Raw genomic sequence first — 24212 nt, forward strand, 5'->3', positions numbered from 1 at the left:
CCTAACAGAATGCGTCCACCAGACAAAACGCGCTTGAACACCCGAGTGACGGATCGTCACAGGTCCGTCAGATTTTTCATCGGGCTGTGATAAAGTCCGCGGCCTGCAAAACGCCGTACTTTTCTCACGGTCCGCTCATGTGGCCTGCCCGCTTGTTGCCCTGACTCGTCGACCGTCGCACACAATAAAATCAGAGATGCCGCTATGACAGCTTCGTCCGTTACCCCTATGCAACGCCTCAAACGCACCAGCCTGGTGACGCAAATCGTCATCGGCCTGATCGCCGGTATCGTCCTGGCTTGGCTGGCGCCCGACGTGGCCAAGTCCACCGCATTCATCGGCAAGGTCTTCGTGTCCGCGCTCAAGGCCGTGGCGCCGATCCTGGTGTTCGTGCTGGTCATGGCTTCGATCGCCAACCATAAGCATGGCCAGGAAACCCATATCCGGCCGATTTTGTTCCTCTACCTGCTGGGCACTTTCGCCGCCGCAGTGGTCGCGGTGGTTGCCAGCACGCTGTTTCCGTCCAGCCTCGTGCTGTCGACCCAAGACGTCGCAGTCACGGCGCCCGGTGGCATCAGCGAGGTGCTGCAAAGCCTCCTGCTGAGCGTGGTGGATAACCCGGTCCGGGCGCTGATGGACGGTAACTTCATAGGCATCCTGGCCTGGGCTATCGGCATGGGCATCGCCATTCGTCATGCTGGCCAGACCACCCGTACCGTGCTCGAAGACCTGTCCAACGGCGTGACCGTGATCGTGCGCCTGGTGATCCGCTTCGCCCCACTGGGGATCTTCGGCCTGGTCGCCTCGACCCTGGCAACCTCCGGTTTCGGCGCCCTGCTCGGCTACCTGCACCTGCTCACCGTACTGATTGGCTGCATGCTGTTCGTGGCATTGGTGGTCAACCCGCTCATCGTGTTCTGGAAACTGCGTCGCAATCCCTACCCGCTGGTGTTCACCTGCCTGCGCGAGAGTGGTATCACGGCGTTTTTCACCCGCAGCTCGGCGGCAAACATTCCGGTGAACCTGGAACTGAGCAAACGCCTGGGCCTGCACGAAGACACCTATTCGGTGTCGATCCCACTGGGCGCGACCATCAACATGGCGGGCGCCGCCATTACCATCACCGTGCTGACCCTGGCGGCCGTGCATACCCTGGGTATCGCAGTGGATATGCCAACGGCCGTGCTGCTGAGCGTTGTCGCGGCGATTTGCGCGTGCGGCGCATCCGGGGTGGCCGGCGGTTCGCTGTTGCTGATTCCCCTGGCATGCAGCCTGTTTGGCATTCCCAGCGAAATCGCCATGCAAGTGGTCGCGGTGGGTTTCATCATCGGTGTCCTGCAGGACTCGGCGGAGACGGCGTTGAACTCGTCTACGGATGTGCTGTTCACAGCGGCCGCATGCCTGGGTGAGGAAGAGAAGCTCGCGCGTACGGCGTAACAGTTGCGGTGGCTGTTCGGTCCCTATCGCGAGCAAGCTCGCTCCCACAGGGGATGTGTTGTGTAGCAGCTATTGTGTGAGCGCCACTGCCCCCTGTGGGAGCGAGCTTGCTCGCGATAGCGGCGGTACATCCGCCGAGGATGTGCCAGTCAGCCACAAAAAAGCCCGGGAACGGCCCACACCGTCCCGGGCTTTTTCATGCCTGCGGGGTTAGAACGCGCCCATGTAGTCGCGCTTACCCACTTCCACGCCATTGTGGCGCAGCAAGGCATAGGTGGTGGTGACGTGGAAGAAGAACTGTGGCAGGCCGTAGGTCAGCAGGTAGTTCTGGCCGCTGAAGCGTTTTTCCTTCGGCGTGCCCGGACGGGTGACGATTTCGATGCCTTCCTTGCCATCGATCTGCTCAGGGCGGATACCGTCGATGAAGGCCAAGACCTTGGCGATCAAGGCTTGCAGCTCGGCGAACGTGGTCTCGCTGTCCTCATACTTCGGCACTTCGATCTCGGCCAGGCGTGCAGACACACCTTTAGCGAAGTCCACCGCGATCTGCACCTGGCGCACCAGTGGGAACATGTCCGGGTACAGGCGAGCTTGCAGGAAGGCGTTCGGGTCGATGTTCTTCGCGGTGGCGTGGGCTTCGGCCTTGTTCAGAACGTCGCTCAACGCGTTGAGCATCTGCTTGAAAACCGGGACGGAAGCGGCGTACAGGGAAATAGTCATGGCGATCTCATGCAGGTGGCAGGAAAGAATGAATCAAACGGCTGCGATTATAGCCACGGCTTGTTGCACAGCTTGTCTTTTATTGCGCAAGGATTAGGCTAGGCGGCTTCCACAGCATAGGGAACGCGCGATGAGCATCGAAGAACAAAGCCAGGCTGAAGAACCACGGCTCAATAGCACGGAAATCCGCATCCTCGGCACGCTGGTCGAGAAGCAGGCCACCAACCCCGAGACCTACCCGCTGACGCTCAACGCCCTGGTCCTGGCCTGCAACCAGAAAACCAGCCGCGAACCGGTGATGAACCTCAATCCGGGCCAGGTCGGCCAGAGCCTGCGGGCACTGGAAGGTCGCGGCTTTACCAAACTGGTGATGGGCAGCCGCGCCGACCGCTGGGAACATCGGGTCGACAAAGCCCTGGAGCTGGTACCGGCCCAAGTGATCCTGATGGGCCTGCTGTTCCTGCGTGGCCCGCAAACCGTCAATGAGCTACTGACCCGCAGCGGTCGGATGCACGACTTCGAAGACGCCGAACAAGTGGTGCACCAGCTTGAACGCCTGATCGCCCGGGGGCTGGCGCTGCTGGTGCCACGCCAGGCCGGCCAGCGCGAAGACCGCTATGTGCACGCCATGGGCGACCCGGCGGACATCGAGGCGATTCTCGCCGCCCGCCAGCACCCGGTGGAGCGTGGAGCCGGCGGCGCTGTCTCGCTGGAGCGCATCGAAGAACTCGAAGCGCGGATCGCGGCCCTGGAAGAACGCCTGTCGCGGCTGGAATAGCAGCGCCTACGCCAACCGGGCGAAGGCCACGGCTTTTTCGAATTGCTCCAGGTTGGGCCGCACGCCGGTGTACAGCACGAACTGCTCCAGTGCCTGGATCGCAATGACTTCCAGCCCGGTGATGACCCGCTTGCCTTCGGCCCTGGCGCGCACGATCAGCGGCGTTTCCGACGGGATCGCCACGACATCGAACACAGTTTCGGCCGCGACGATGGTCTCGGGCTCAAACGCCAACTGGTCGGCTTCCGGCCCCCCGGTCATGCCGATCGGCGTGACGTTGATCAGCATCTGTGGCCGCCGGGTACCCAGGTCAGCTTGCCATTCATACCCCAGGGACTCGGCCAGGGCTCGCCCGGCGGCTTCATTGCGGGCAACGATCAGCCCGTTCTTGTAACCCCCATCGCGCAAGGCACTGGCCACAGCCTTGGCCATGCCGCCGCTGCCGCGCAAGGCAAAGGTCGAGTCCTTGGGCACCGCGTGGCTTTGCAACAACTGGGCGATGGCGATGTAGTCGGTGTTGTAGGCTTTCAGATGGCCATTGGTATTGACGATGGTGTTGATGGACTGGATCGCCGCGGCGGAAGGATCCAGCTCATCCACCAGGGCAATGCAGGCTTCCTTGAACGGCATCGACACGCCGCATCCACGAATTCCCAGGGCACGGATACCGCCCACTGCTCCAGGCAGGTCCCGGCTGCTGAACGCCTTGTAATAGAAATTCAGGCCCAATTGTTCATACAGGTGATTATGAAAGCGCAGGCCGAAGTTTCCGGGACGCCCCGATAGCGACATGCACAGTTGGGTGTCTTTGTTGGGATTGATCTGCATGCGTGTCTCCTTGCAATTCACTTTCGGACAGACGGAATCACCGCTGCGAAAGGTTTTATTCGATGATGATACCGCCAGCCCCGACCCGGTCTCAGGCCCCTGGATGACGCGGCGCGGTAAGGAAAAGCGCTACAGACCTTACACAATATTTACCCAACGGCGTCGCAAATCCTGAGAAAATCGTTGTCAGAGCAAGTATCCCCGCGACCCTCATCGGGTCTGTTACAGACCACAGGCGCCGGGGCCGAAACGAGGAACAGCCATGAATCGTAGACTTCCCATCATCGCCCTGCTCATGGGGGCACTCGCGGTCACCGGCCAGGCATCCGCCCACGGTCGTGGTGGTTGGGAGGGGCCCGCAGTGTTTGGCGCAATCGTCGGTTCGGCCATCGTTGGCTCGGCCCTCATCAACCGTGATCGGCCGGTGTATGTGCAGCAACAACCGGTCTACTACCAACCGCAGCCGGTCTATGTGCAGCAACCACCGCCGGTCTACTACCAGCCACAGCCGGTGTATGTAGAGCAACCGATCTACTATCGCCCAGCGCCGGTGTATTACGGGCCACCACGGGGCTACTACTATGGCCCGCCTCGTGGTCATTACGGTCGCTGGTAATCAGCTTCCCGGGTGGCAAAAAAAAGCCTGTGATCAATGATCACAGGCTTTTTCATATTCGCCACAGTGTAATTGTCAGACGTGCTCGCTGCTTTTCAAACGGACCGGCGCATGCTCCGCCGCCCCGTGAACAGGCTCAGTCACCACGGGAATCTCGTTGCCATCGCAGTCGTGCAGCTTGCCATCGCTGAAGTAATCACCTTCACGAAGCGCCGCCAGGTCCTGGTAGCGCAACACTCGCTCGGTGCCGGCGGCGAAAACCGACTGCTGGTCGGAGTTACCGGCGGTGAAGTGGTTGAACGCCAGGTTCAGCGCGATCGCCATGATTGCCGAAGAACTGATGCCCGAATGAAAGATGGTCTCGAACCAGCTCGGGAAATGGTCATAGAAGTTCGGTGCAGCGATGGGAATCATGCCAAAACCAATGGAAGTGGCGACGATGATCAGGTTGACGTTGTTGCGGTAGTCGACTTTGGACAGCGTGCGGATGCCACTGGCAGCCACCGTGCCGAACAGCACGATACCAGCACCGCCCAGTACCGAGGTCGGCACCGCTGCGATCACCCGGCCCATGAACGGCAGCAGGCCGAGCACCACCAGGAAGACCCCGCCGGTCGCCACCACGAAACGGCTCTTGATCCCGGTCACCGCCACCAGCCCGACGTTCTGGGCAAAGGCACTCTGGGTGAAGGAACCGAAGATCGGCGCGATCATGCTCGACAGCATGTCGGCCCGCAAGCCGTTGCCCAGGCGCCTGGAGTCGACTTTGGTGTCGATGATCTCGCCCACCGCCAGGATGTCGGCGGAGGTTTCCACCAAGGTCACCATGATCACGATGCACATCGACAGGATGGCGGCGATGTGGAAAGTCGGCATGCCGAAATGGAACGGTGTCGGGAAGCCGAACATCGGGCCCTGGCCGACCGATGAAAAGTCCGCCATGCCGAGGAACACAGCGATGACGGTACCAATCACCATCGCCAACAGAATCGACAACCGCGAAATGGTTGCGTTACCCATTTTGCTCAGCAGGAGCACCAGCACAAGGGTCACTGCGGCCAGGCCGATGTTGGCCATGCTGCCGAAATCAGCGGCATGGCTGTTGCCCCCCATGGCCCAGCGCGCCGCCACCGGCATCAGGGTCAGGCCGATGGTGGTGATCACGATGCCGGTGACCAGTGGCGGAAAGAACCGGGTGATGCGTGAAAACACCGGGGTAATCAGCAAACCAATCAGGGACGCGGCGATCACCGCGCCAAGGATGGCTTGAAAGCCGCCTTCCCCGCCGCTGCCGACAATCGCCACCATCGTCGCCACGCCCGAGAACGATACGCCTTGCACCAAGGGCAGTTGGCAGCCGAAAAACGGCAGGCCGAGGGTTTGCAGCAACGTTGCCAAGCCCCCCGCGAACAATGACGCGGCAATCAACAGACCGATGTCCGCGGGCGAGAGCCCGGCCGCCTGGCCGATGATCAATGGCACGGCGACGATGCCACCGTACATGGTCAACACATGTTGCAGGCCGTAAGCCATATTCGCGCCGACGCCAAGGTTTTCGTCCTCGGGCCGTGGGAGTGAAACATGGGGCGTTTTCATGGTTCGGGGATTCCCTGTTTTTTGTTATGGGCACACTGTATTCAAAACTCAGGACAAATGTCCATAGAGTTGTATACAACTTGTTGCCATACGCAGGAACAGGCTCCCCGGCCAACAGCCTTTTTATGGCTGGAGCAACCCCACGATCGCCGGCCGCAACAGCTCGCGCGGCGGTACGCGCAGGCCAAACTCTTGTTCGAGCAAGTCGATCAACTCATCGGCATCGGCGATCACCCGGCGCTCGCTCTCCTGCCCTATCCGGTGCACCGCATAGCTGTTGCCGTTCAGGGTCTTGCGCAACCCGTCACCGGTACGCGCGACCATCAACCGGCCCATGAACGGCGATTCCGGGTGACTGCTGACGTACCAATTACCGAGGGTGTAGTCGATGTCTTCCTGGCGTTGCAGATCGAACAGGTACATCGGCCGCCATTCGTCGGCGACGTTGGCGCGCAACATATAACCGTCCGCATGGGTTTCGATGCGGTACGGCTCATGGGGCGTTGCTTGGGCTTCACGGCTGTCCAGCAACAACGGCGCAGTGGGCACCATGCCACCAAAGCCGACGTCAGTGATGTAGCGCACGCCGTCGAACGTCACCAGGCTCAGCCGGTGGGTCCGGGCAGCCCAAGAGCCTTCAGGCGCGTTCATCACCACGCGCCCGGTGATGCCGCGGGCGTCGAAACCCAACTCCAGCAACAGCGCCAAAAACAGTTGGTTGAGTTCATAGCAATAGCCACCGCGCCCCTGTTCGAACACTTTTCGTTCGACCGATTCAAGGTCGACGGGCACGGGCTGACGCAGCAAGGTCGACAGGGTTTCAAAAGGGAATTCGGCGGTATGGCGCTGTTGCAGTTGGCGCAACGTGTCGAGGGTCGGCGCTGGGGGGGCGTCGAAACCCAGGCGCCGCAGATAGCGGGCCGTGTCGCTCAGTTGGGGGTGACTCATGAGGGGTGTCCTTTTCCAGGGTCGGCGCTGCGCTCACGACAAGCGCACTGCTATTGGGCGCCAGGTATAAGGCATTCCCCTCACAGAGACAACAATCGACCGGATGCTTCCCTGGTCACCGCCGCTTGCGTGACGCCAGCCGGATCCAGGTGGGCGCATGGTCACTGGGATGGGGTTGGTTCCGGACCCAGGCGTCCACGCCGGCCTCGCTCAGGTAGGCGCTGGCAGCCGGGTTGAGCAGCAGGTGATCGATGCGCAGCCCGGAGTTTTTCTGCCAGTGCTGGCGGAAATAATCCCAGAAAGTGTAGATCCGCTCGTCCGGATACAGGTGGCGCAACGAATCGGTCCAGCCCTGGTCCAGCAGCCGCTGGTAGCACGCGCGGCTTTCTGGCTGCAACAGCGCATCCTTGAGCCAGGAGCGCGGGCTGTAGATGTCCATGTCGGTGGGCACCACGTTGTAATCACCGGCCAGCACCACGGGGTGATCGCTGGCCTGCAACCCTTGGGCGTAGTCGATCAGCCGTTCGAACCACGCCAGCTTGTAATCGAACTTCGGACCCGGTTGCGGATTGCCGTTGGGCAGGTACAGGCAGCCCACCAGCACGCCATGCACCGCCGCCTCCAGATAGCGACTGTGATTGTCGTCATCCCCACCGGGCAAGCCTCGGCGGCTCTCCAGCGGCTGCGCGTCACGGGCCAGGATCGCAACGCCGTTCCAGGACGCCTGCCCATGCCAGATCGCCCCGTACCCCACCGACTCCAGCTCCGCCGCCGGGAAATCCTTGTCCACCGCCTTGAGCTCCTGCAAACAGGCAATGTCGGGTTTTTCCCGCTCCAGCCATTCCAGCAGGTTGGGCAGCCGGGCCCGGATGCCATTGATGTTGAAGGTCGCGATCCGAAGGTTTTTCATAGCGCCAGAACTCGAAATGCCAAGTCACAGTTGTGACCGACAACCGGACTGGGTGGTTGCAACAGGTTTTCAGGAACCCGTTTTCGGCAACGGCAGGCCACTCGCCAATAAGTGTGCAAAGGCTTGCTTGTCGATCGGCCGGCTGAGGAAATAACCCTGCACTTCGTGGCATTGGTCCGAGCCCAGTGAGCCGAGCTGGGCCTGGGTTTCCACGCCCTCGGCAGTCACCGTCAGCCCCATGGCCTTGCCCAGGTTGATGATCGCCTGTACCACGGCGCGGTCATTGCTGCTGTTGCTCATCGAAGCAATGAAGCGCTTGTCGATCTTGATGCCATCGAATGGATAGGTGCGCAGATAACCGAGGGACGAATAACCGGTACCGAAATCGTCCATGTTCAAGCGCACGCCCAGTTCCTTCAGGGCATTCATGACCTGCAGGGCGCCATCAACGTCGTTGAGCATCACGTTTTCAGTGATCTCCAGTTCCAGGCGACTCGCCGGGAAACGGGTTTCGATCAACACCTGTCGCACATCCTCCACCACATCGCTGCGCTCGAACTGCGCCGGCGACAGGTTGACCGAGACCATCAATTCTCCCGGCCAGGTCAGCGCGGTTTCGCAGGCCTCGCGCAATACCCATTGCGAAAGCGGGACGATCAAGTCGGTTTGCTCGGCCAATGGAATGAAGGCGTCGGGGCTCAACAAACCTTGGGTCGGATGCTGCCAGCGAACCAACGCCTCGACCGCCACGATCTCCCGACCATCGACGGTGTAGCGCGGCTGGAAATGCAGGACGAATTCGTTTTTCTTCACAGCCTGGCGCAGGTCGCTTTCCAGTTGGCGACGATGCTGGATCTGATCGTTCATCTGCGAGGCGAAATAGCACCAGGTTTTCTTGCCCTCGGACTTGGCCTGGTACAAGGCAATGTCGGCGCAGCGGATCAGTTCTCCGGGTACATAACCCTGGCGGCGGCTGACAGCGATACCAATGCTCGCGCCGATGTGCAACGAATGGGTTTCGTAGAGGATCGGCTGCTGCAGGCTGTCGATCAGCCGCTCACAGAATCGGTCGATCTCAGTGGTGTGCTCCATCCCGTTGAGCACCACCACGAACTCGTCCCCTCCCAGGCGCGCCACCAGGTCTTGCTCGCGGGTGCAGTCGCGCAGTCGCTGGGCCACTTCCAGCAACACCGCGTCGCCGGCCGGGTGGCCGAGGGAGTCGTTGATCGGCTTGAAATTGTCCAGGTCGACCATCAGCAAGGTCAGCGGTGCGGAATGCTCCTTGGCCACCAGCGCATCATCGAGGTGCCGCGCCAGCTTGTTACGGTTCGGCAGGCCGGTCAGCGCATCATGCATCGACAGATGCTGGACCTGGGCATGGGCCGCCACTTCATCGGTGATGTCGCTGGCGGTACCGCGATAGCCCACCACCTCAGCCTTGTTATAGATCGGGCGTGCCGATACACGGCAGAAACGCAATTGCCCGGAATGATCGCGGTAGGAACAGCGCAAGTTGCTGGCGTTCTGTTCCTCCGTCAACTTGCCCAGCCAGAGGGCAATCGGCGTGGTATCGCAATACAGCAGTTGCTCGATGTCCTGCCCCAGCCATTGCTGGTCGGAAAACCCGGTGACCGTATTGAAACGCCCCGACAGATAGGTGATGCGTTGCTGCCCGTCGATTTCCCAAATCCAGTCGGAGGCCGCCTCGGCCACGGCCCGAAAGCGCTCTTCGCTGGCCTCGAGCGCATGCGCCGACTGTTCCAGGCTGTCGTAACTGGCGTCCACATGCCGTGCCGTGCGCAACGCATAGCGAGAAAAGTAGGCAGTCAGCAGTGCGAGAATAAACAATGCGCCACCCAGCGGCGGCACCAGGGACCAGAGCAATTGCTGGCCCGGCCGCTCCAGGCGGGACACCAGGCTGAAACCGGTACTGTCCAGCGGCACGGCCGGCTGGCCGGGCTCAAGCTCGATGTCTTTCTTGAGGTTCAAGTCGGCGAGGCCATAACTCTTGCCCAGCTTGCGCAGCTTGACCGGTGTCAGTTGGTCGACGAACAGCAAGACCGAGGTGCCTTTGGACTCGACCTGGGGCCGTTCGTCATTGGGCAGAATCACCGACGCCGTGACGATGGCCGGCCAGCCCTCGAACAAGGTGTAGCGGGTCGTGGACATCGTCAGGTCGGGCTGCGCCTGGAGCTGGTCCACCAGGTTGGTCAGCGACGCATTCATATAAACCGCGGCATCACCTTGTACATTGCGCCCGCGCACCACGGCGTATTTGGTGCGTTGCCGATCAATGACAAACACACCCTCGTATTCATCGTTGGTGAACAGGGTCTTTCCCATGTTCTGTTCGGCGTAGGCCCATTGCACGTCGACCTCGCCGTTGAGGCGCTCGTAGGCCGTGGTCCAGTAGGCGTAACTGGCGATGTAGTTTTTCGCGGCGGTGGTGCGATTCTCAAGGGCGCGCTCGATATAGAAATGCGTCTTGCGCACATCCTCCGCGTCCAGCTTTTGCGCAATATCGAACAACGCGGCAACCGCCACCAGGATGCCCAGGACAAATAGTGCCCCGACCGCCACGACCAGGCGACGGGTAATCGGTGTGTGACGCGCAGTGTTTGAAGGGGTATCGGCAGCGGAATCCATTGATCTGCTCCTGTCCTGTCAACGCTGGCTCCGATCGAGAACGGTGAGGGTCCGCGGCCAGTCATGCTCCCAACCTTAGCACCCGCTGCCTGATCACTTGGCGAGCCCACGGTTTTTTGCGAAAGAACCTACACACCTCGTATATGGCACCAGCACAGTGTCTGAACAATGGACCGTGGCACGTTGCCGATGATTCCAACCGATCTCAACGATCCGAGCGCGCCAGCGTATCGAGCCCACTTTCCGTCGATAACACCGCCACACGGTTGCGGCCGCCGTGCTTGGCCTGGTAAAGCGCCGCATCGGCCCGCTGGATGAAGACTTCGATGCTGTCCAGGCCGCTGGGCACAAAGGCATAACAGCCCAGGCTCACCGTGAGGTGGCCGGTCGGGGAGCCGGAGTGGGTGATGTGCTTGTCGATGACGCTGCGGCGGATCTGCTCGGCCAACGCCATGGCCCCCGAAAGATTGGTGTCGGGCAACAAAACCGCAAACTCTTCGCCGCCATAACGCACCGCCAGATCGGCCTTGCGATGGCAACAGTCCTTGAGCACCTTGGCCACTTCCGCCAGGCAATGGTCCCCGGCCACGTGCCCATAGGCGTCGTTGTAGCGCTTGAAAAAATCGATATCGAGCATGATCAGGCTCAAGGGGCTGCGCTGACGGGCGCCCCGGCCGAACTCGATGTCCAGGGCACGTTCGAACAGACGCCGGTTCGCCAGCCCGGTGAGGCTGTCATGGGTGGCAATCAGCTCCAACGCTTGCTGAGCCTTGCGCAAGTCCGCTTCGATCCGTTCGCTGTTACGTACCTGGCGCACGAATACCCAGCCGAACAAGCAAATGCCCAGCACCACCAGGCCGACAATCAGGCTGGATTGGAAAGCCCGGTCATGCCACCCCGACAGGATCGCGTCCTCAGACATCGCAGCAGTGACCACCAGCGGATAAGCCTGTAGATGCTGGTGTCCATACAGCCTGACGACACCGTCGATGGTCGAACGGATGAGTGCATCGCCAGACATCCCGCCGGTCAGGACATGGTTGTAGATGTGTTCCTCGGCCAGCGGGTGACCGATCCGTCCCTCATCGAAGGGGCGCCGGGCCAAGAGTGTCCCGTCAGACAAAGCCAGGGCCATCTCGCCTTGCTCATCCAGGCTGAAGCTTTTGAAGAATCGGTCGAAGTACGACATTTTGATGCCGGCCATCAACACGCCTTGGAAGTTGCCATCCTGATCGTTCAAACGGCGGGAAACGGGAATGATCCATTCGCCGTTTTGCCGGCTGCGAATCGCTGGGCCGATATGAGCGATCAAGGAGGCATTCTGTTGGTGGAAAGCAAAATAATCCCGGTCCGCCACCCCTGCGCCCCTGTGCAGGTTGTCAAAAGAGGTCACCACCCAGTGACCGTGCTTGTCGAACAGGAACAGGCCATGCAATTGCTCAAGCGATTGCACACGGCGGGCAAAGGTCTGCTGCAAGCGTGGCTGTACGGCGGGGCCGTAGCCATCGACCTGGATCCAATCCGTCAGACTGGCCAACACCAGATCAGTCTGGAGGAAGGTGTCCTGGGCCTGCTGGGCCATGGCCCGGGTAAGGGTCGCCGAAGCGACGCGGGCCGACTCCAGGTCGTGGCTGCGCGATTGCTCCAGTTGCAGGTAAAGCAGACCGCACAGGCACAGGCACACCGCCGCGATAAACGTAACCGCTGCCTTGAGCAACGGCAGGCGCTTCAAGGCACCGCCAGGGACATGGAAAGGATCGAAAATAGAGATAGGCAAGCGAATTCCTGAAGGGGGCAAAACATGAGCGAATTCGCTCAAAGCCCCCAATATTCGTGAGCTTAGCCTACCGCTTGTGAGGCGGCAATTTGCCCGTGCAGCAGAGCCGATGGGTGGCTGCAGTGGATCCAAAACCCCGCCTGCCAGCCGATAAAAATGCCCTCTTCAGAACGATGAACACTTGTGGCTAGGGCCGTCGCTCTCACCGTACCGGCGGCACCCGGATCTCCCCGGCGCGGCATTGTGTCCTGACGCCCCTGCCACACGCGGCGAACGCCAAGTCCTTGTCCATGCACACCCGCACTTCCGACAGTTGCGGCCCGCTGCAAATCACCGCTATGCCGTCGGGAGCGATGCCTGGATTGCTTTGGCGGAACAGCCGGATGATTTCATCAGCCTCGAAATAATACGAGGAATTGAATGGTTGCAGCTGCGGTGGGATTTTCACCGCGTCCAAGGCTTTGTCGGCAACTTCCAGGTAGCCCATGGCACCCAGGCCACTGCACGTGCCGTGCTTGGACCATTCATGTGCCATCAACTTGCGGGTGGGAAACAAGGTCAGGCCCTTGTTCTGCTCCGCCGCCGTCAGCGGCACCTGGGGCGCACAGGCTTGCGGCCAGCCGCCCCGGGTGTATTGCGGCCAGAGGCCATGGAGCACAAAGCCGTAGCCCTTGCCGGAACACTGCGCATCCTTCTGGTGAGTCAGGCAGAACGTCGGTGACCAGGACAGCGCCAGCAAGTAGTAATCAAACACCCCGGCCACGGATTGCGCCCGTGCGTTGCCGGATTCGCGGGCATTGGCCGCGCCCATGGAACCCAGTGTCAGTACGATCAGCACGACAATGGCAAGACGTTGTTTCATTGACCCACTCCTTGGGGCGATTGTGCGAAAGCGGGATGATCGGGCGATGATTGTTTCAACCTTGTGTTTCAACTGTTTGAAGGGCTGTTTTTCACAAGCAGACCTTTTTTACAAGCAAAGCTTGCCGGGGGGCTATCTAAATTGCGTAACGCCTCATAACGTAGATCGCCTTTGACTTTTACGTGCCCCGTCGCCCATGAGCAAACCGACCCGAACCGATGACGAACGCCCCCTGACCAGACCCGACGCCGTCAGCCTGCGCGTGGCCTTCTGGTTCTGGCTCAAACTGGGCTTCATCAGCTTCGGCGGCCCTGCGGGGCAGATCTCGATCATGCACCAGGAGTTGGTGGAGCGCCGACGCTGGATTTCCGAACGACGATTCCTGCATGCCCTTAATTACTGCATGTTGCTGCCGGGACCAGAAGCCCAGCAACTGGCCACGTACCTGGGCTGGCTGATGCACCGCGGTTGGGGCGGGATCATCGCCGGGGCACTGTTCGTGCTGCCTTCGTTGTTCATTCTCATCGCGTTGTCCTGGCTGTACGTCGCCTTTGGCGAAGTGCCGATAGTGGCGGGCATTTTCTACGGCATCAAGCCAGCGGTAACGGCAATCGTGGTGCATGCCGCCCACCGGATCGGCTCCCGCGCACTCAAGAACAATTGGCTGTGGGCGATCGCCGCGGCGTCGTTCGCCGCGATATTCGCCTTCAACGTGCCCTTCCCGCTGATCGTGCTGGGTGCCGCCGTCATCGGTTACCTGGGCGGTCGCTGGGTACCGGAAAAATTCAGCCTGGGCGGCCACGATGACAAGCACCAATCCTTCGGTCCGGCATTGATCGACGATGACACCCCGCCCCCGGACCACGTCCGGTTCAGCGCCTTCAGGCTCGCCCGGCTGGTGATCATCGGTGCCCTGTTGTGGGCGTTGCCAATGGGCCTGCTGACCGCGGTGTTCGGCTGGGAAGGCACGCTGACGCAAATGGCCTGGTTCTTCACCAAGGCTGCATTGCTGACGTTTGGCGGCGCCTATGCGGTTTTGCCCTACGTGTACCAGGGCGCCGTCGGACACTTCGGCTGGCTGACGCCGACACAAATGATCGATGGCCTGGCCCTGGGCGAAACCACGCCCGGGCCGCTGATCATGGTCGTGGCCTTCGTTGGTTTCGTCGGAGGCTACGTGATGCAGGTGTTTGGTCCCGAACAGGCGTTTCTCGCCGGGGCCGTCGCGGCCACGCTGGTGACCTGGTTCACGTTCCTGCCCTCGTTTCTGTTCATCCTGGCCGGCGGCCCGTTGGTGGAATCGACGCACAACGCGCTGAAATTCACCGCGCCGCTGACTGCGATCACCGCGGCGGTGGTCGGGGTGATCCTCAACCTGGCGTGCTTCTTCGGTTACCACGTACTCTGGCCCAACGGTTTTGCAGGTGCCCTGGACTGGCCGTCGGCAATCATCGCAATCGCAGCGGCCATTGCGCTGTTTCGCTACAAGCTGGGGGTGATCCAGGTATTGCTGGCGTGCGGCTTGGCCGGGCTGGCGGTGCATTTGCTGCGCTAGACGAGGCGTTTGCTCAGGTACGTCGCCGAAGCCGGGCACAAGGTTTTGAATTGAGCCGTCGCACTGATCGAAGCAGGCGCCAGCGAGCGGTCCCGCGCCTGATAGCCCTGGCCGGTAAAAAACGCCGCGGCGCTGTCAGTCAGCAGATGGAGCTGCTCTACACCCTCACGTTTCGCAAACGCCTCGATAGCGGCCAACACCGCCGCGCCAGTGCCCTTCCCCCGCTGCCCCTCAAGGACAACCAGCGAACGTAGCAACCGGTCGCGCCCCTCCCCCTCAAGGCCACCAAATGCCACGTCAACGCCTTGGTGGCTGAAGCTGAAGAACTTTCGACCAGGGTATGTCAGGTCGTCCACGGGAAGACCGGCCAGGGTGAGCGCATCGCGCAACGGTCCCAGGTCGTTATTGCTCAGTATTCTCATGTGCATGACTTGCTCCTCATAAATTGTTCCGGTAATCGTCATCGCACCGAAACTCAACAACACACCACCCCATGACCCAGCGCAAATGAACACCCCAGCCCATCAGCTAAGCTCAACCTATCATCACGACAGGGAATCGACATGAGCAAGGCAGACGAGCTAGCGGCCAAACTGAGGAAAACCCAGCAAACCCGCGCGGATACCGACAACTGCGCCGACCTGGCGATCGAGCACTGGCCCGCCCAGGTCTACGAACTGTATCGCCAGATCGAAATCTGGCTGGCGCCCGTGTGCGAGGCAGGCCTGGACATTCGGCGTAACCCCACCCATGTATTTGAAAGTCATTCCAGCGGTTCGACGTACAGCTACGCCATCGATCAGCTGGTGATCGAAGGCAATCACCAGCGCATTTCATTCGACCCGATTGCGCGTTTCTCGTCCAAGGGAGAGGGATGCATTGAAGTCCATATGAAGGGGCAGGAACACTGCATCGTGCGCACACTCGGCGAACATGGTGAATCGCTCTGGCATATCCAGGCACTGCGCCTGTCCGGACAACCGCGTCCTGAACCCGCCATGCTGGACGAGGACACCTTGCTCGCGCTGGTAGAGCAAGGCCTGGGGCTTTAACACAAGTGGGCGACCCTTGAGGTCGCCCTTTCAACTGTCTTTGGCTTTGCGCCCGCGCGTGGTCCCCTTCACAGGCACGCTGTTGCCATATTCCGTCCACCAGGTCGTCAGCGCCTCCATCGTCGGCCCCAGCCCTCGGGCCTTTTGCGTGATTTCGTATTCCACCCGCGGCGGCACTTCTGCGAACACAGTGCGAGACACCAGGCCATCTCTTTCCAGCTCGCGAAGTTGCGCCGTCAACATGTGTTGCGTGATGCCGGGAATGGCCTTTCGCAGTTCCCCAAAGCGGTAGATCCGCTGATTGAGCAACCACATGATTTCCAGTTTCCACTTGCCCGAGAGCAGCGCGAATGCGCGGCGCATTTGCTCGTGCATGCTGATGCTGGCGTGCTCATTAGTCTGGTTTTCCATACTAACCATCACTTTTTCATCCTTCTTGTGGGCTTTCATGTTAGGCGACATTCTCGCCACTTGTCGATTCAACCCAGCCCACTCAGGAAGAACCTCATGATTGAACACTACCTCTACTGGATCAGTACCGCGGCGTTGGCCCTGCTTTACCTGGCGTCCGCAACGCTGTACGTCACCAAGAAGGCCTGGGTCGGCCAGGCGCTGGCTGACCTCGGTTACCCCAGCTATCTGGTACCGATGCTCACCGTCCTGAAAGTCCTCGGGGTGGTCGCCATCCTGTCGCGCACAAGTGTGGCGCTCAGCGACCTGGCTTATGCAGGCATGCTCTATCACTTGCTGTTGTCGGGGTCCGCGCACATCGGTGTGCGCAAGCCGCGCGGTGCAGTTCCTGCGGCGATAGGCATCGTGTTGCTGATCGCTTCCTTCCTGACCCAGAACGCGGTCCGCGAAGCTCCGTCGCCCTATGCCCCTGGCGCGGCGCAGCACCAGGTCATCCTCGACTGACGGATATTTACCTCAACCCACCGTGCTGTAGGGCGTTGCTTGCGTAGTCGATGAAGATTCCCGGAGCGCTGACCGAGCGGCCAGCACCGTAAGAACAGCAGCAACGCCCAACACCGCCGCACTGGTTTCGAAGGTCGCGCGATAGCCACTCAGGTCGAACAGAAGGCCGCCCACTGTCGCGCCCGCGGCGATGGCGAGCTGGACGATCGCCACCATCAGGCCGCCGCCGGCTTCGGCATCTTCCGGCAGCGTCCGCGAAAGCCAGGTCCACCAACCTACGGGCGCCGCCGTGGCCACCAGGCCCCAAAGGCCGAGCAGGACGGTCGTGATCGTGATCGAGCCACCGAACCCCACCAGGGCAATGGCAATCGCGGCCATCAACAGCGGGATGACGATGAGCGTCCGATAGAGGTTGTTTTTCAGGCAGGCCCCGATCAGAAAGGTGCCCAGCAATCCCGCCACACCGATCACCAACAGCATGAAGGACAGCATGGAAACGCTCACCTGCGTCACCGTTTCAAGGAACGGTCGCAGGTAGGTGAACAACATGAACTGGCCCATGAAAAATGTGCTGACCGCCAGCATGCCGAGTGCGACCGGCGCCCGGGTCATCAACTTGAAGACATTGGTACTGCCTTGCTTCGCCTGCGAAGGCATGGAGGGCAGGCGTAACAGCAGCCAGACCAGGGCGATGGCGGCGACGGGCACGATGCAGAAAAACGCGCCACGCCAACCGATGATCGCCCCCAGGAAACTGCCCAGCGGCGCAGCGATCACCGTCGCCAAGGCATTGCCGCCATTGACGATGGCCAGTGCCTGCGGAACCTGATCGTCCGGCACAAGCCGCATGGCCGTGGCCGCCGACAGCGACCAGAAGCCGCCAATCGCCACGCCGATCAACGCGCGACCGAGCATGAATACCGCATAGTTTGGTGCAAACGCCGCCACGGTGCCTGAAACGATCATCAGCAATGTCAGCCCCAAAAGGAGCCATTTGCGGTCGACCCGGGCGGCGATCGATGCGATGAACAGGCTGGTGATCAGGGCAAAGGCGCCAGAGACGGCAATGCCTTGACCGGCCTGCCCTTCGCTGACGTGAAGATCCGCCGCTACCGGCGTCAGCAAGCTGACTGGCATGAACTCCGAGGCAACGAGCACGAATGCGGCGAGGGCCATGGCAAGTACCGCGCCCCAGGCGGGCTGGACTTGTGGCGATGAGTTATCTGTCATTGGAGGACAATCCTGTGTTTCTTTGATGGATCTGTGGGCAGATTGACGGCGGCATATTCAACACCACTGTCTCAGGCAGACCGCTATCGCGAGCAAGCTCGCTCCCACAGTTTTGAATGGGGGTGTTCACATATTTCGTGCCCGCCACACCTCCCCGTGTGGGAGCGAGCTTGCTCGCGATGACAGCGGCACATCCAACATCACCGCCTCAGGCAGACCGCTTTCGCGAGCGGTCCGCTGGCGCCTGTCTTCAGCCGACCAAGGTCGCGTTATCGATCACGAAGCGATACTTCACATCGCCCTTGAGCATGCGCTCGTAGGACGCGTTGATCTGCTCGGCCCGAACCAGTTCGATGTCGGCGACGATGCCGTGCTCTGCGCAGAAATCGAGCATCTCCTGGGTCTCGGGGATGCCGCCGATCATCGACCCGGCGAGGGTGCGCCGCTTCATGATCAGGTTGAAGACATTCGGCGAAGGATGCGGGGTTGCCGGGGCGCCCACCAGGGCCATCGTGCCGTCGCGCTTGAGCAGCACCAGCAACGCGTCCAGGTCGTGAGGGGCCGCCACGGTGTTCAAGATGAAATCGAAACTCTTGGTGTGCGCGACCATTTCTTCAGCATTGCGCGACACGACGACCTCGTCGGCCCCCAACTGCCTGGCATCCTCACGCTTGGACTCGGAGGTGGTGAACGCCACGACGTGAGCCCCCATCGCATGGGCAAGCTTGATGCCCATGTGGCCCAGGCCACCGATGCCGACCACGCCGACTTTCTTGCCCGGCCCGACGTTCCAGTGGCGCAGCGGCGAATAGGTGGTGATGCCTGCGCAGAGCAGCGGCGCGACGGCGGCCAGTTGGGCTTCGGGGTGACGAATGCGCAACACATAGCGCTCATGCACCACGATGTTTTGCGAATAGCCACCCAGCGTCCAACCGGGCTCATCCGGGGTGGGAAAGTTGTAGGTCCCGATCATCCCGTCACAATAATTTTCCAGACCGCTGTCGCAGTCGTCGCAATGCTTGCAGCTGTCGACGATGCAGCCGACGCCCACCAGGTCGCCGGTCTTGAAGCCGGACACATGGGCGCCGACCGCCGCGACCCGACCGACGATTTCGTGGCCCGGCACGCAAGGGAACTGGGTACCCGCCCACTCGGCACGCACCTGGTGCAGGTCCGAATGGCAGATACCACAAAAAGCGATGTCGATCTGGACGTCATGCGCGCCCGGCGTGCGACGAGTGATCTGCAGGGGTTCAAGGGGCTTGTCGCCCGCGTGGGCGCCGTAGGCTTGTACACGCATCAGAAGACTCCTTGCTGGATTGAATGAGGTTCTATCTTCAGGGCTCATCCCGGCCGGCAGGTAGTGCATTACGGTTAAATTCTTGCCTGATTCTATGAGCTTCTCCATTTCGCATAGGCAGCGCTTCGTTTGCCGAGTTAATGTTCTGCCTATAGCGCTTGAGCTGAGATGACACCCGGACCCGACATGGCCATCCAACGCAGATCCGTACAAGAGACTCTGGCCGCCATCATCGGCGGCCGGACCTCACACCCGGGCGACTTTGAAACGCCCATCGCCGGCCTCGCCTTCTTTCGGCGTGAAGCCCCGGCGCCGCCGGTGATTTGCATGATCGAACCGAGCATCGTGCTGGTGGCCCAAGGCGAGAAGCAGGTCTGGATCGGCGGCGAAGCCTATGGCTACGACACCGGGCGGTTCCTCATGACCTCCCTGGACATCCCCGCCAATTCCGAGGTGATGCAGGCCAGCCCGGAACAGCCCTGCCTGGGCCTGGTCCTGAGGCTCGACTTGCGCATGGTGGCCGATCTGATCGCCCAAGGCAGCCTGTCGCCGCCGCGTGATCGAGCAGTCGGGATCGGCGCGGGGATTGGCACCGCAACACCCGACCTGCTGGCGCCGTTCGCACGTCTGCTGGGGTTGCTGGATGAACCCGAAGCGATCCCCATATTGGCGCCGTTGATCCAGCGTGAGATCCACTACCGGTTGCTGCTCAGCGACCAGGCCGCCCGGCTGCGGCAGATCGCCTCGGTCGATAGCCAGGGCTACCGGATCGCCAAGGCCATCGACTGGTTGAAATTGAACTACACCGAACCCGTGCGCGTAGACGACCTCGCCGCGCGAGTGCAAATGAGTGCGCCGACGTTTCACCACCACTTCCGCCAGCTCACGGCGATGAGCCCGCTGCAATACCAGAAGTGGCTGCGGTTGAACGAAGCAAAACGCTTGATGCTCAACGAGCACGTGGACGTGGCGAGTGCGGCCTTCAAGGTGGGTTACGAAAGCCCTTCCCAGTTCAGCCGCGAATACGCCCGCTTGTTTGGCGTGCCGCCCAAGCGCGACATTGCGGCGCTACGCGGGTCGGCCAAGGCTGGTTGATTCATCAGTGGGAGCAAAGCTTGCTCCCACTGAGCGGTGCCTTTTGCGCCAACGCAACGCACCTCTGCGCCAGGATCATCGTCGGATCAACAAGCGCTACCCTGTGCCCATTGATCTCGAACGCCTCGCAATGCGCCAGCACCAGCGGCAACTCCGTGCACCCCAGGATCAACACCCCCGCCCCCAGCTCGCACAGATGCTCGGCCGCCAGCAACAGTTGCTCCTTGCAGAGCCCCTGTGTGAAGCCGGCCTTGATACCCCGCGGTCCGTAGATGGCGTCCATGACCATCGCCTGGTAATCGACACCTGGCGTGAGGACCTGGAGCCCGGCCTGGCGCGCCGCCTGGTGATAGACCTGGCTCTGCACCGTACCGGAAGTCGCCAGCAGGCCAATCGCCTTGCCCGAACCATAGGTGCGCGCGATCCACTCCACCGTCTCACTCAACATATTCACGATGGGCACCCTCAGGTGCGCCTGGATCCGCTCGACGAAGGCATGGGCAGTGTTGCAGGGAATCGCAATGGCATTGGCGCCAGCACTTTCGAGACGTTTGCAGGCGGCATACATCGCCATCGTCGGGTCGGTTTCATCGCGCAGCAGGTTGGCCGTCCGATCCGGTATCTGCGGGTTTTGCTCGACCACCATCTTGATGTGGTCCTGGTCCTTTCCCGCCGGGGTATTGGCCACCACCTTGGCCATGAAGTCCACCGTGGCGGCTGGCCCAACGCCGCCCACGATGCCCAGCTTGAAAGGTGGGCGCCTGGGCTGCTGGTCCAGCGTTGCGAAGTCGGCGTAGATCTCATTGACGTCCAGCACGGTGATCCCGCGACGCTGCAAATCGGCACAGACCAGGGACAGCTCGGTCATGCCGGGCAGGATCACCGTCGCACCCTGGGCCTGCAACGAGAGGCACGCCTGGTAGACCGCTTCAAGCGGCACGCCTTCGAGGTGACCGTCCTTGATGCCGTTGAGACCGTACATCGCCTCCATCAACCCCGCTTGAGCGTCTGCGTCGGGGTAAACAATCTGGAAGTCTTTGCCGAAATGTCGCTCGAACAATCCGCAATGGCGCACGAAGTCGGAGGCGATCACCCCCAAAGTCGTCTTGGGCGGCACCGTGTGGCTGACGTGCCGGGTCAAGGCGGCCATCATGTCCAGCACGGGAATGCCCAACTCCTCCTCGATTTCAGCGCGAAAGGTATGGCTGGCGAAGCACGGGAGCATCACCGCATCGAAGCCACTGTCCTCGAACGACTTGCACACCTGGAACACATAGAACTTGCGCGACGTCATGCTCGCGCCCTGGTCCAGCGGCAGCAGCACGTCCTTGAACGGGTGCTGCTCGAACAGGAAATGGTAGCGCCCCTGATCCTCGAGCACTGCCCGGGACTTGACCAATTTGTAGAACAGATCGCCCCCGGCCAGTGACCCAAGCCCGCCGACGATGCCCAACTTGCGCACCACAGAAGCCTTGTGACTCGACTTCGCTTTAGCCTTCATGAACGTCTCCTCAAGCCACCGGCACCGGCTCGGATCGCGACCGAACCGGGGCATGTACGCCCTCGTCCTCGTCGACCTCTTCGTGTGGTTCGGACTTGGCGACAACCGCCGTCGCGATGCTGTTACCCACCACGTTGGTGGCCGTGCGGGCCATATCGAGGAACTGGTCGATACCGATGATCAACAACAGCCCCGCCTCGGGAAGATTGAACATCGGCAACGTGGCCGCGACCACGACCACCGAAGCCCGCGCGACACCGGCCATGCCCTTGCTGGTGATCATGAGTGTCAGAAGAATCAGGATCTGCTGCGTGAAACTCAAATCAATGTTGTAGGCCTGGGCAATGAACAGGATGGCGAACGCCTGGTACATCATGGAACCGTCGAGGTTGAACGAATAACCCAGGGGCAACACGAAGCTGGACACGCGCTTTGGCGCGCCAAACTTCTCCAGCGCCTCGATGGTTTTCGGGTAGGCGGACTCACTGCTGGCGGTGGAAAAGGCCAGGAGAATCGGTTCGCGAATAAGCTTGCCGAGGTGGAAAACCGAGCGACCAAGGAACAGGTAACCGGCACCGAACAGCAACGCCCAGAGAATCATGATCCCCAGGTAGAACTCAGCAATCAGCTTGCCGTAATCCACCAGCAAGCCAAGCCCCTGGGTGGTAATGGCCGAGGCGATCGCGGCAAACACCCCAATCGGCGCGAACGCCATCACGTAGTCGGTGATCTTGAACATCACCTTCGCCAGCTCTTCGATGGAATCGGTGATCCGGGTGTAGCCCGCCCGTTTCACACCGGCCAGTGCAAAGCCGAAGAACAGCGAAAACACCACGATCTGCAGGATCTCGTTGTTGGCCATCGCTTCGGCAATGCTGCGCGGAAACACATGGCCGATGAACGCCTTGAGACTGAAGTCGCCGGTATTGACCGGCACGGCCGCCGTTGCGTGCTGGGCCACGTCCATGTTCAACCCGGCACCGGGTTGAAACAGGTTGACCAGGCCCATCCCGATCAGCAGCGACACAAGCGAAGCGGTGACGAACCAGGCCATCGCCCGAGCCCCGATCCTGCCAACGGAACGGGAATTGCCCATGCTGGCGATACCACCCACCAATGTCGCGAAGACCAGCGGCGCGATGATCATCTTGATCATGCGCAGGAAAATGTCAGTGACCATCGAGAAGTAAGTGGCGATCTCTTTGGCACTTTGCTCGCTCCCTGCGAAATGGTGACACGCCCAACCAACAAGTACGCCCAGGGCAATGCCCATTGCAATTCGACGTGGGAGCTTATTCTTCTTCACGGTGCTGTCCTCAAGTAGTTCTTGGAGTTTTTTACTTGGCAGGGATCGATTCTAAGGAGCGTATTCGGGAGGATGATGAGTAATCCAGCTAGCCCCATGCGCTTTTGGAATAGTTAGCAAAAGGCCGCGCTATGCCGGGGAGTTGCACAGTAAAATCGAGCCCTCACAACGGGGATTCCGATATGCAACTCAAGTGGCTGGATGATCTTCTGGCGATTGGTGAATGGAAAAACTTCTCCCGTGCGGCCGAGGTTCGTTGCGTGACGCAATCGGCCTTGTCACGGCGTATCCGCTCACTTGAGGAATGGGTGGGCGTCAAGCTGGTGGACCGGGGCACCTACCCTGTCCAACTCACACCCGCGGGAGTCACCTTCTGCGATGAAAGCCGAGAGGCCCTCGCCGGATTACTGAGGTTGCGCTCGACGCTGCGCGACGTGGAACGAATGCCCGGACGCTCGATCCAGATCACCGCCGGCCACAGCCTGTCCATGACCTTCCTGCCCAAGTGGCTCTCGCAGTTCCAGCAACACAACGAACAGTTCAACGCCCGGGTGGTGGCCGCCAACATTCATGACGCCGTCATTGCATTGGAAGAAGGCAGTTGCGACTTGATGATGGTCTACCACCATCCGCTTGCGCCCATCCTGCTGGACCCCGAGCGTTTTGGCAGCCTGGTGCTCGGCCACGATGCGTTCATCCCCCTGTGCGCGCCCAACCGCAAGGGCGAACCGCTGTTCCGCCTGCCCGGCCGCGCCGGTAAACCAGTGCCCTACCTGGCCTACACGGCAACGACGTTCCTCGGACGCGTGGCGGATATCGTCATCAACAACGGCCCTGAACCGATCGCGCTGGAACGCTGCTATGAAGCGGACATGGCGATGCTGCTGATGCGCATGGCCATCGAGGGCTACGGCGTGGCCTGGTTGCCGCAGAGTGCGGTGGCCGACGAGTTGGAGCGCGGGCTGTTGGTGCGGGCCGGTGGCGAGCAATGGAGCACGCGCCTGGAGATTCGCTCGTACTGTGCGATTGCCAATCGCAACCCGACGATGCGTAAGCTGTGGAAGACCTTGGAAGGCGCTTCGTTGCAGCGGCCGGGCAGCGCACCCTCTGTGTCAGAAGGTGCGAACTGATCGGTGGAGG

At 61.1% G+C, this 24212-nt stretch carries 22 protein-coding genes; 8 read left to right on the forward strand and 14 right to left on the reverse strand.

Going from position 1 to position 24212, the window contains the following annotated elements; translation table 11 throughout:
* Window positions 1-204 precede the first annotated feature (204 nt).
* Entirely contained in the window at window positions 205-1437 is a 1233-nt protein-coding gene (gene sstT / locus F7R20_RS04535; RefSeq protein WP_003199842.1) for a serine/threonine transporter SstT, read from the forward strand.
* Window positions 1438-1647: 210 nt separating this feature from the next.
* Here the strand turns inward: sstT and F7R20_RS04540 are convergent, their stop codons facing one another.
* Window positions 1648-2157 (reverse strand): DUF1993 domain-containing protein, encoded by a 510-nt coding sequence (locus tag F7R20_RS04540; protein WP_003199840.1) that lies wholly within the window; start codon window positions 2155-2157, stop codon window positions 1648-1650.
* A 130-nt stretch (window positions 2158-2287) separates the two neighbouring features.
* Here F7R20_RS04540 and F7R20_RS04545 point away from each other — a divergent pair, with 130 nt between their 5' ends.
* Window positions 2288-2935: a YceH family protein gene (locus F7R20_RS04545; RefSeq protein WP_003199838.1), complete on the forward strand. Its 648-nt coding sequence runs from the start codon at window positions 2288-2290 to the stop codon at window positions 2933-2935.
* A gap of 6 nt (window positions 2936-2941) precedes the next feature.
* On the opposite strand, the gene F7R20_RS04550 is transcribed toward F7R20_RS04545, so the two are convergent.
* Window positions 2942-3763: a shikimate 5-dehydrogenase gene (locus F7R20_RS04550; protein WP_003199836.1), complete on the reverse strand. Its 822-nt coding sequence runs from the start codon at window positions 3761-3763 to the stop codon at window positions 2942-2944.
* A 262-nt stretch (window positions 3764-4025) separates the two neighbouring features.
* Here F7R20_RS04550 and F7R20_RS04555 point away from each other — a divergent pair, with 262 nt between their 5' ends.
* Entirely contained in the window at window positions 4026-4379 is a 354-nt protein-coding gene (locus F7R20_RS04555) for a hypothetical protein (RefSeq protein ID WP_003199833.1), read from the forward strand.
* Window positions 4380-4454: 75 nt separating this feature from the next.
* Here F7R20_RS04555 and F7R20_RS04560 read toward each other — a convergent pair whose 3' ends face one another.
* The 6 genes from F7R20_RS04560 to F7R20_RS04585 all read right to left on the reverse strand — a co-directional run bounded on the left by F7R20_RS04560 (window position 4455) and on the right by F7R20_RS04585 (window position 13118).
* The gene (locus F7R20_RS04560; RefSeq protein WP_003199831.1) at window positions 4455-5975 is read right to left on the reverse strand and encodes a nucleobase:cation symporter-2 family protein; all 1521 of its coding nucleotides are present in this window, start codon (window positions 5973-5975) and stop codon (window positions 4455-4457) included.
* Between the two features lie 123 nt (window positions 5976-6098).
* The gene (locus F7R20_RS04565) at window positions 6099-6923 is read right to left on the reverse strand and encodes an arylamine N-acetyltransferase family protein (protein WP_003199829.1); all 825 of its coding nucleotides are present in this window, start codon (window positions 6921-6923) and stop codon (window positions 6099-6101) included.
* Window positions 6924-7038: 115 nt separating this feature from the next.
* Entirely contained in the window at window positions 7039-7833 is a 795-nt protein-coding gene (xth, locus tag F7R20_RS04570) for an exodeoxyribonuclease III (RefSeq protein WP_003199827.1), read from the reverse strand.
* A 69-nt stretch (window positions 7834-7902) separates the two neighbouring features.
* Window positions 7903-10479, reverse strand: a complete 2577-nt coding sequence (locus F7R20_RS04575; protein ID WP_003199826.1) for a bifunctional diguanylate cyclase/phosphodiesterase — start codon at window positions 10477-10479, stop codon at window positions 7903-7905.
* 205 nt (window positions 10480-10684) lie between these two features.
* A complete protein-coding gene (locus tag F7R20_RS04580) occupies window positions 10685-12256 on the reverse strand; it encodes a GGDEF domain-containing protein (RefSeq protein WP_003199824.1) in 1572 nt (523 codons plus the stop codon).
* A gap of 202 nt (window positions 12257-12458) precedes the next feature.
* The gene (locus F7R20_RS04585; protein ID WP_003199822.1) at window positions 12459-13118 is read right to left on the reverse strand and encodes a ribonuclease T2 family protein; all 660 of its coding nucleotides are present in this window, start codon (window positions 13116-13118) and stop codon (window positions 12459-12461) included.
* A gap of 196 nt (window positions 13119-13314) precedes the next feature.
* Here F7R20_RS04585 and chrA point away from each other — a divergent pair, with 196 nt between their 5' ends.
* Window positions 13315-14673, forward strand: coding sequence for a chromate efflux transporter (gene chrA / locus F7R20_RS04590; protein ID WP_003199820.1), 1359 nt, complete (start codon window positions 13315-13317; stop codon window positions 14671-14673).
* Here the strand turns inward: chrA and arsN2 are convergent.
* Window positions 14670-15101: an arsenic resistance N-acetyltransferase ArsN2 gene (arsN2, locus tag F7R20_RS04595; protein ID WP_003199818.1), complete on the reverse strand. Its 432-nt coding sequence runs from the start codon at window positions 15099-15101 to the stop codon at window positions 14670-14672. The genes chrA and arsN2 overlap by 4 nt on opposite strands.
* Before the next feature lie 135 nt (window positions 15102-15236).
* Between arsN2 and F7R20_RS04600 the strand changes: the two genes are divergently transcribed.
* On the forward strand, window positions 15237-15725 hold the full coding sequence (locus F7R20_RS04600; RefSeq protein ID WP_003199816.1) for a hypothetical protein: 489 nt from the start codon (window positions 15237-15239) through the stop codon (window positions 15723-15725).
* Between the two features lie 30 nt (window positions 15726-15755).
* Here the strand turns inward: F7R20_RS04600 and F7R20_RS04605 are convergent, their stop codons facing one another.
* Window positions 15756-16145: a winged helix-turn-helix transcriptional regulator gene (locus tag F7R20_RS04605; RefSeq protein ID WP_003199815.1), complete on the reverse strand. Its 390-nt coding sequence runs from the start codon at window positions 16143-16145 to the stop codon at window positions 15756-15758.
* An 87-nt stretch (window positions 16146-16232) separates the two neighbouring features.
* Here F7R20_RS04605 and F7R20_RS04610 point away from each other — a divergent pair, with 87 nt between their 5' ends.
* Window positions 16233-16640 carry a DoxX family protein gene (locus F7R20_RS04610; protein ID WP_003199813.1) on the forward strand — a complete coding sequence of 136 codons (408 nt, stop codon included), beginning with the start codon at window positions 16233-16235 and terminating at the stop codon, window positions 16638-16640.
* Between the two features lie 12 nt (window positions 16641-16652).
* Here the strand turns inward: F7R20_RS04610 and F7R20_RS04615 are convergent, their stop codons facing one another.
* Window positions 16653-17870 carry an MFS transporter gene (locus F7R20_RS04615; RefSeq protein ID WP_003199811.1) on the reverse strand — a complete coding sequence of 406 codons (1218 nt, stop codon included), beginning with the start codon at window positions 17868-17870 and terminating at the stop codon, window positions 16653-16655.
* 250 nt (window positions 17871-18120) lie between these two features.
* Complete coding sequence (locus tag F7R20_RS04620) at window positions 18121-19170, reverse strand: NAD(P)-dependent alcohol dehydrogenase (RefSeq protein ID WP_003199809.1); 1050 nt, start codon at window positions 19168-19170, stop codon at window positions 18121-18123.
* A 186-nt stretch (window positions 19171-19356) separates the two neighbouring features.
* On the opposite strand from F7R20_RS04620, the gene F7R20_RS04625 reads away from it, so the two are divergent.
* On the forward strand, window positions 19357-20265 hold the full coding sequence (locus tag F7R20_RS04625) for an AraC family transcriptional regulator (protein WP_003199806.1): 909 nt from the start codon (window positions 19357-19359) through the stop codon (window positions 20263-20265).
* Between the two features lie 4 nt (window positions 20266-20269).
* Here F7R20_RS04625 and cuyB read toward each other — a convergent pair whose 3' ends face one another.
* Both cuyB and F7R20_RS04635 read right to left on the reverse strand, forming a co-directional pair.
* Entirely contained in the window at window positions 20270-21766 is a 1497-nt protein-coding gene (cuyB, locus tag F7R20_RS04630) for a cysteate racemase (protein WP_003199804.1), read from the reverse strand.
* Between the two features lie 10 nt (window positions 21767-21776).
* Entirely contained in the window at window positions 21777-23072 is a 1296-nt protein-coding gene (locus tag F7R20_RS04635) for a dicarboxylate/amino acid:cation symporter (RefSeq protein WP_003199800.1), read from the reverse strand.
* Between the two features lie 182 nt (window positions 23073-23254).
* On the opposite strand from F7R20_RS04635, the gene F7R20_RS04640 reads away from it, so the two are divergent.
* Entirely contained in the window at window positions 23255-24202 is a 948-nt protein-coding gene (locus F7R20_RS04640; RefSeq protein WP_003199798.1) for a LysR substrate-binding domain-containing protein, read from the forward strand.
* The last annotated feature ends 10 nt before the right edge of the window (window positions 24203-24212 follow it).

The sequence above is a fragment of the Pseudomonas brassicacearum subsp. brassicacearum genome (assembly GCF_008801605.1).
GTDB lineage: Bacteria > Pseudomonadota > Gammaproteobacteria > Pseudomonadales > Pseudomonadaceae > Aquipseudomonas > Aquipseudomonas brassicacearum.

Coding starts and splice junctions, on each gene's coding strand:
- sstT (WP_003199842.1), top strand. CDS start 205: ATGACAGCTTCGTCCGTTACCCCTATGCAACGCCTCAAACGCACCAGC.
- F7R20_RS04540 (WP_003199840.1), bottom strand. CDS start 2,157: ATGACTATTTCCCTGTACGCCGCTTCCGTCCCGGTTTTCAAGCAGATG.
- F7R20_RS04545 (WP_003199838.1), top strand. CDS start 2,288: ATGAGCATCGAAGAACAAAGCCAGGCTGAAGAACCACGGCTCAATAGC.
- F7R20_RS04550 (WP_003199836.1), bottom strand. CDS start 3,763: ATGCAGATCAATCCCAACAAAGACACCCAACTGTGCATGTCGCTATCG.
- F7R20_RS04555 (WP_003199833.1), top strand. CDS start 4,026: ATGAATCGTAGACTTCCCATCATCGCCCTGCTCATGGGGGCACTCGCG.
- F7R20_RS04560 (WP_003199831.1), bottom strand. CDS start 5,975: ATGAAAACGCCCCATGTTTCACTCCCACGGCCCGAGGACGAAAACCTT.
- F7R20_RS04565 (WP_003199829.1), bottom strand. CDS start 6,923: ATGAGTCACCCCCAACTGAGCGACACGGCCCGCTATCTGCGGCGCCTG.
- xth (WP_003199827.1), bottom strand. CDS start 7,833: ATGAAAAACCTTCGGATCGCGACCTTCAACATCAATGGCATCCGGGCC.
- F7R20_RS04575 (WP_003199826.1), bottom strand. CDS start 10,479: ATGGATTCCGCTGCCGATACCCCTTCAAACACTGCGCGTCACACACCG.
- F7R20_RS04585 (WP_003199822.1), bottom strand. CDS start 13,118: ATGAAACAACGTCTTGCCATTGTCGTGCTGATCGTACTGACACTGGGT.
- chrA (WP_003199820.1), top strand. CDS start 13,315: ATGAGCAAACCGACCCGAACCGATGACGAACGCCCCCTGACCAGACCC.
- arsN2 (WP_003199818.1), bottom strand. CDS start 15,101: ATGCACATGAGAATACTGAGCAATAACGACCTGGGACCGTTGCGCGAT.
- F7R20_RS04600 (WP_003199816.1), top strand. CDS start 15,237: ATGAGCAAGGCAGACGAGCTAGCGGCCAAACTGAGGAAAACCCAGCAA.
- F7R20_RS04605 (WP_003199815.1), bottom strand. CDS start 16,145: ATGGTTAGTATGGAAAACCAGACTAATGAGCACGCCAGCATCAGCATG.
- F7R20_RS04610 (WP_003199813.1), top strand. CDS start 16,233: ATGATTGAACACTACCTCTACTGGATCAGTACCGCGGCGTTGGCCCTG.
- F7R20_RS04615 (WP_003199811.1), bottom strand. CDS start 17,870: ATGACAGATAACTCATCGCCACAAGTCCAGCCCGCCTGGGGCGCGGTA.
- F7R20_RS04620 (WP_003199809.1), bottom strand. CDS start 19,170: ATGCGTGTACAAGCCTACGGCGCCCACGCGGGCGACAAGCCCCTTGAA.
- F7R20_RS04625 (WP_003199806.1), top strand. CDS start 19,357: ATGGCCATCCAACGCAGATCCGTACAAGAGACTCTGGCCGCCATCATC.
- cuyB (WP_003199804.1), bottom strand. CDS start 21,766: ATGAAGGCTAAAGCGAAGTCGAGTCACAAGGCTTCTGTGGTGCGCAAG.
- F7R20_RS04640 (WP_003199798.1), top strand. CDS start 23,255: ATGCAACTCAAGTGGCTGGATGATCTTCTGGCGATTGGTGAATGGAAA.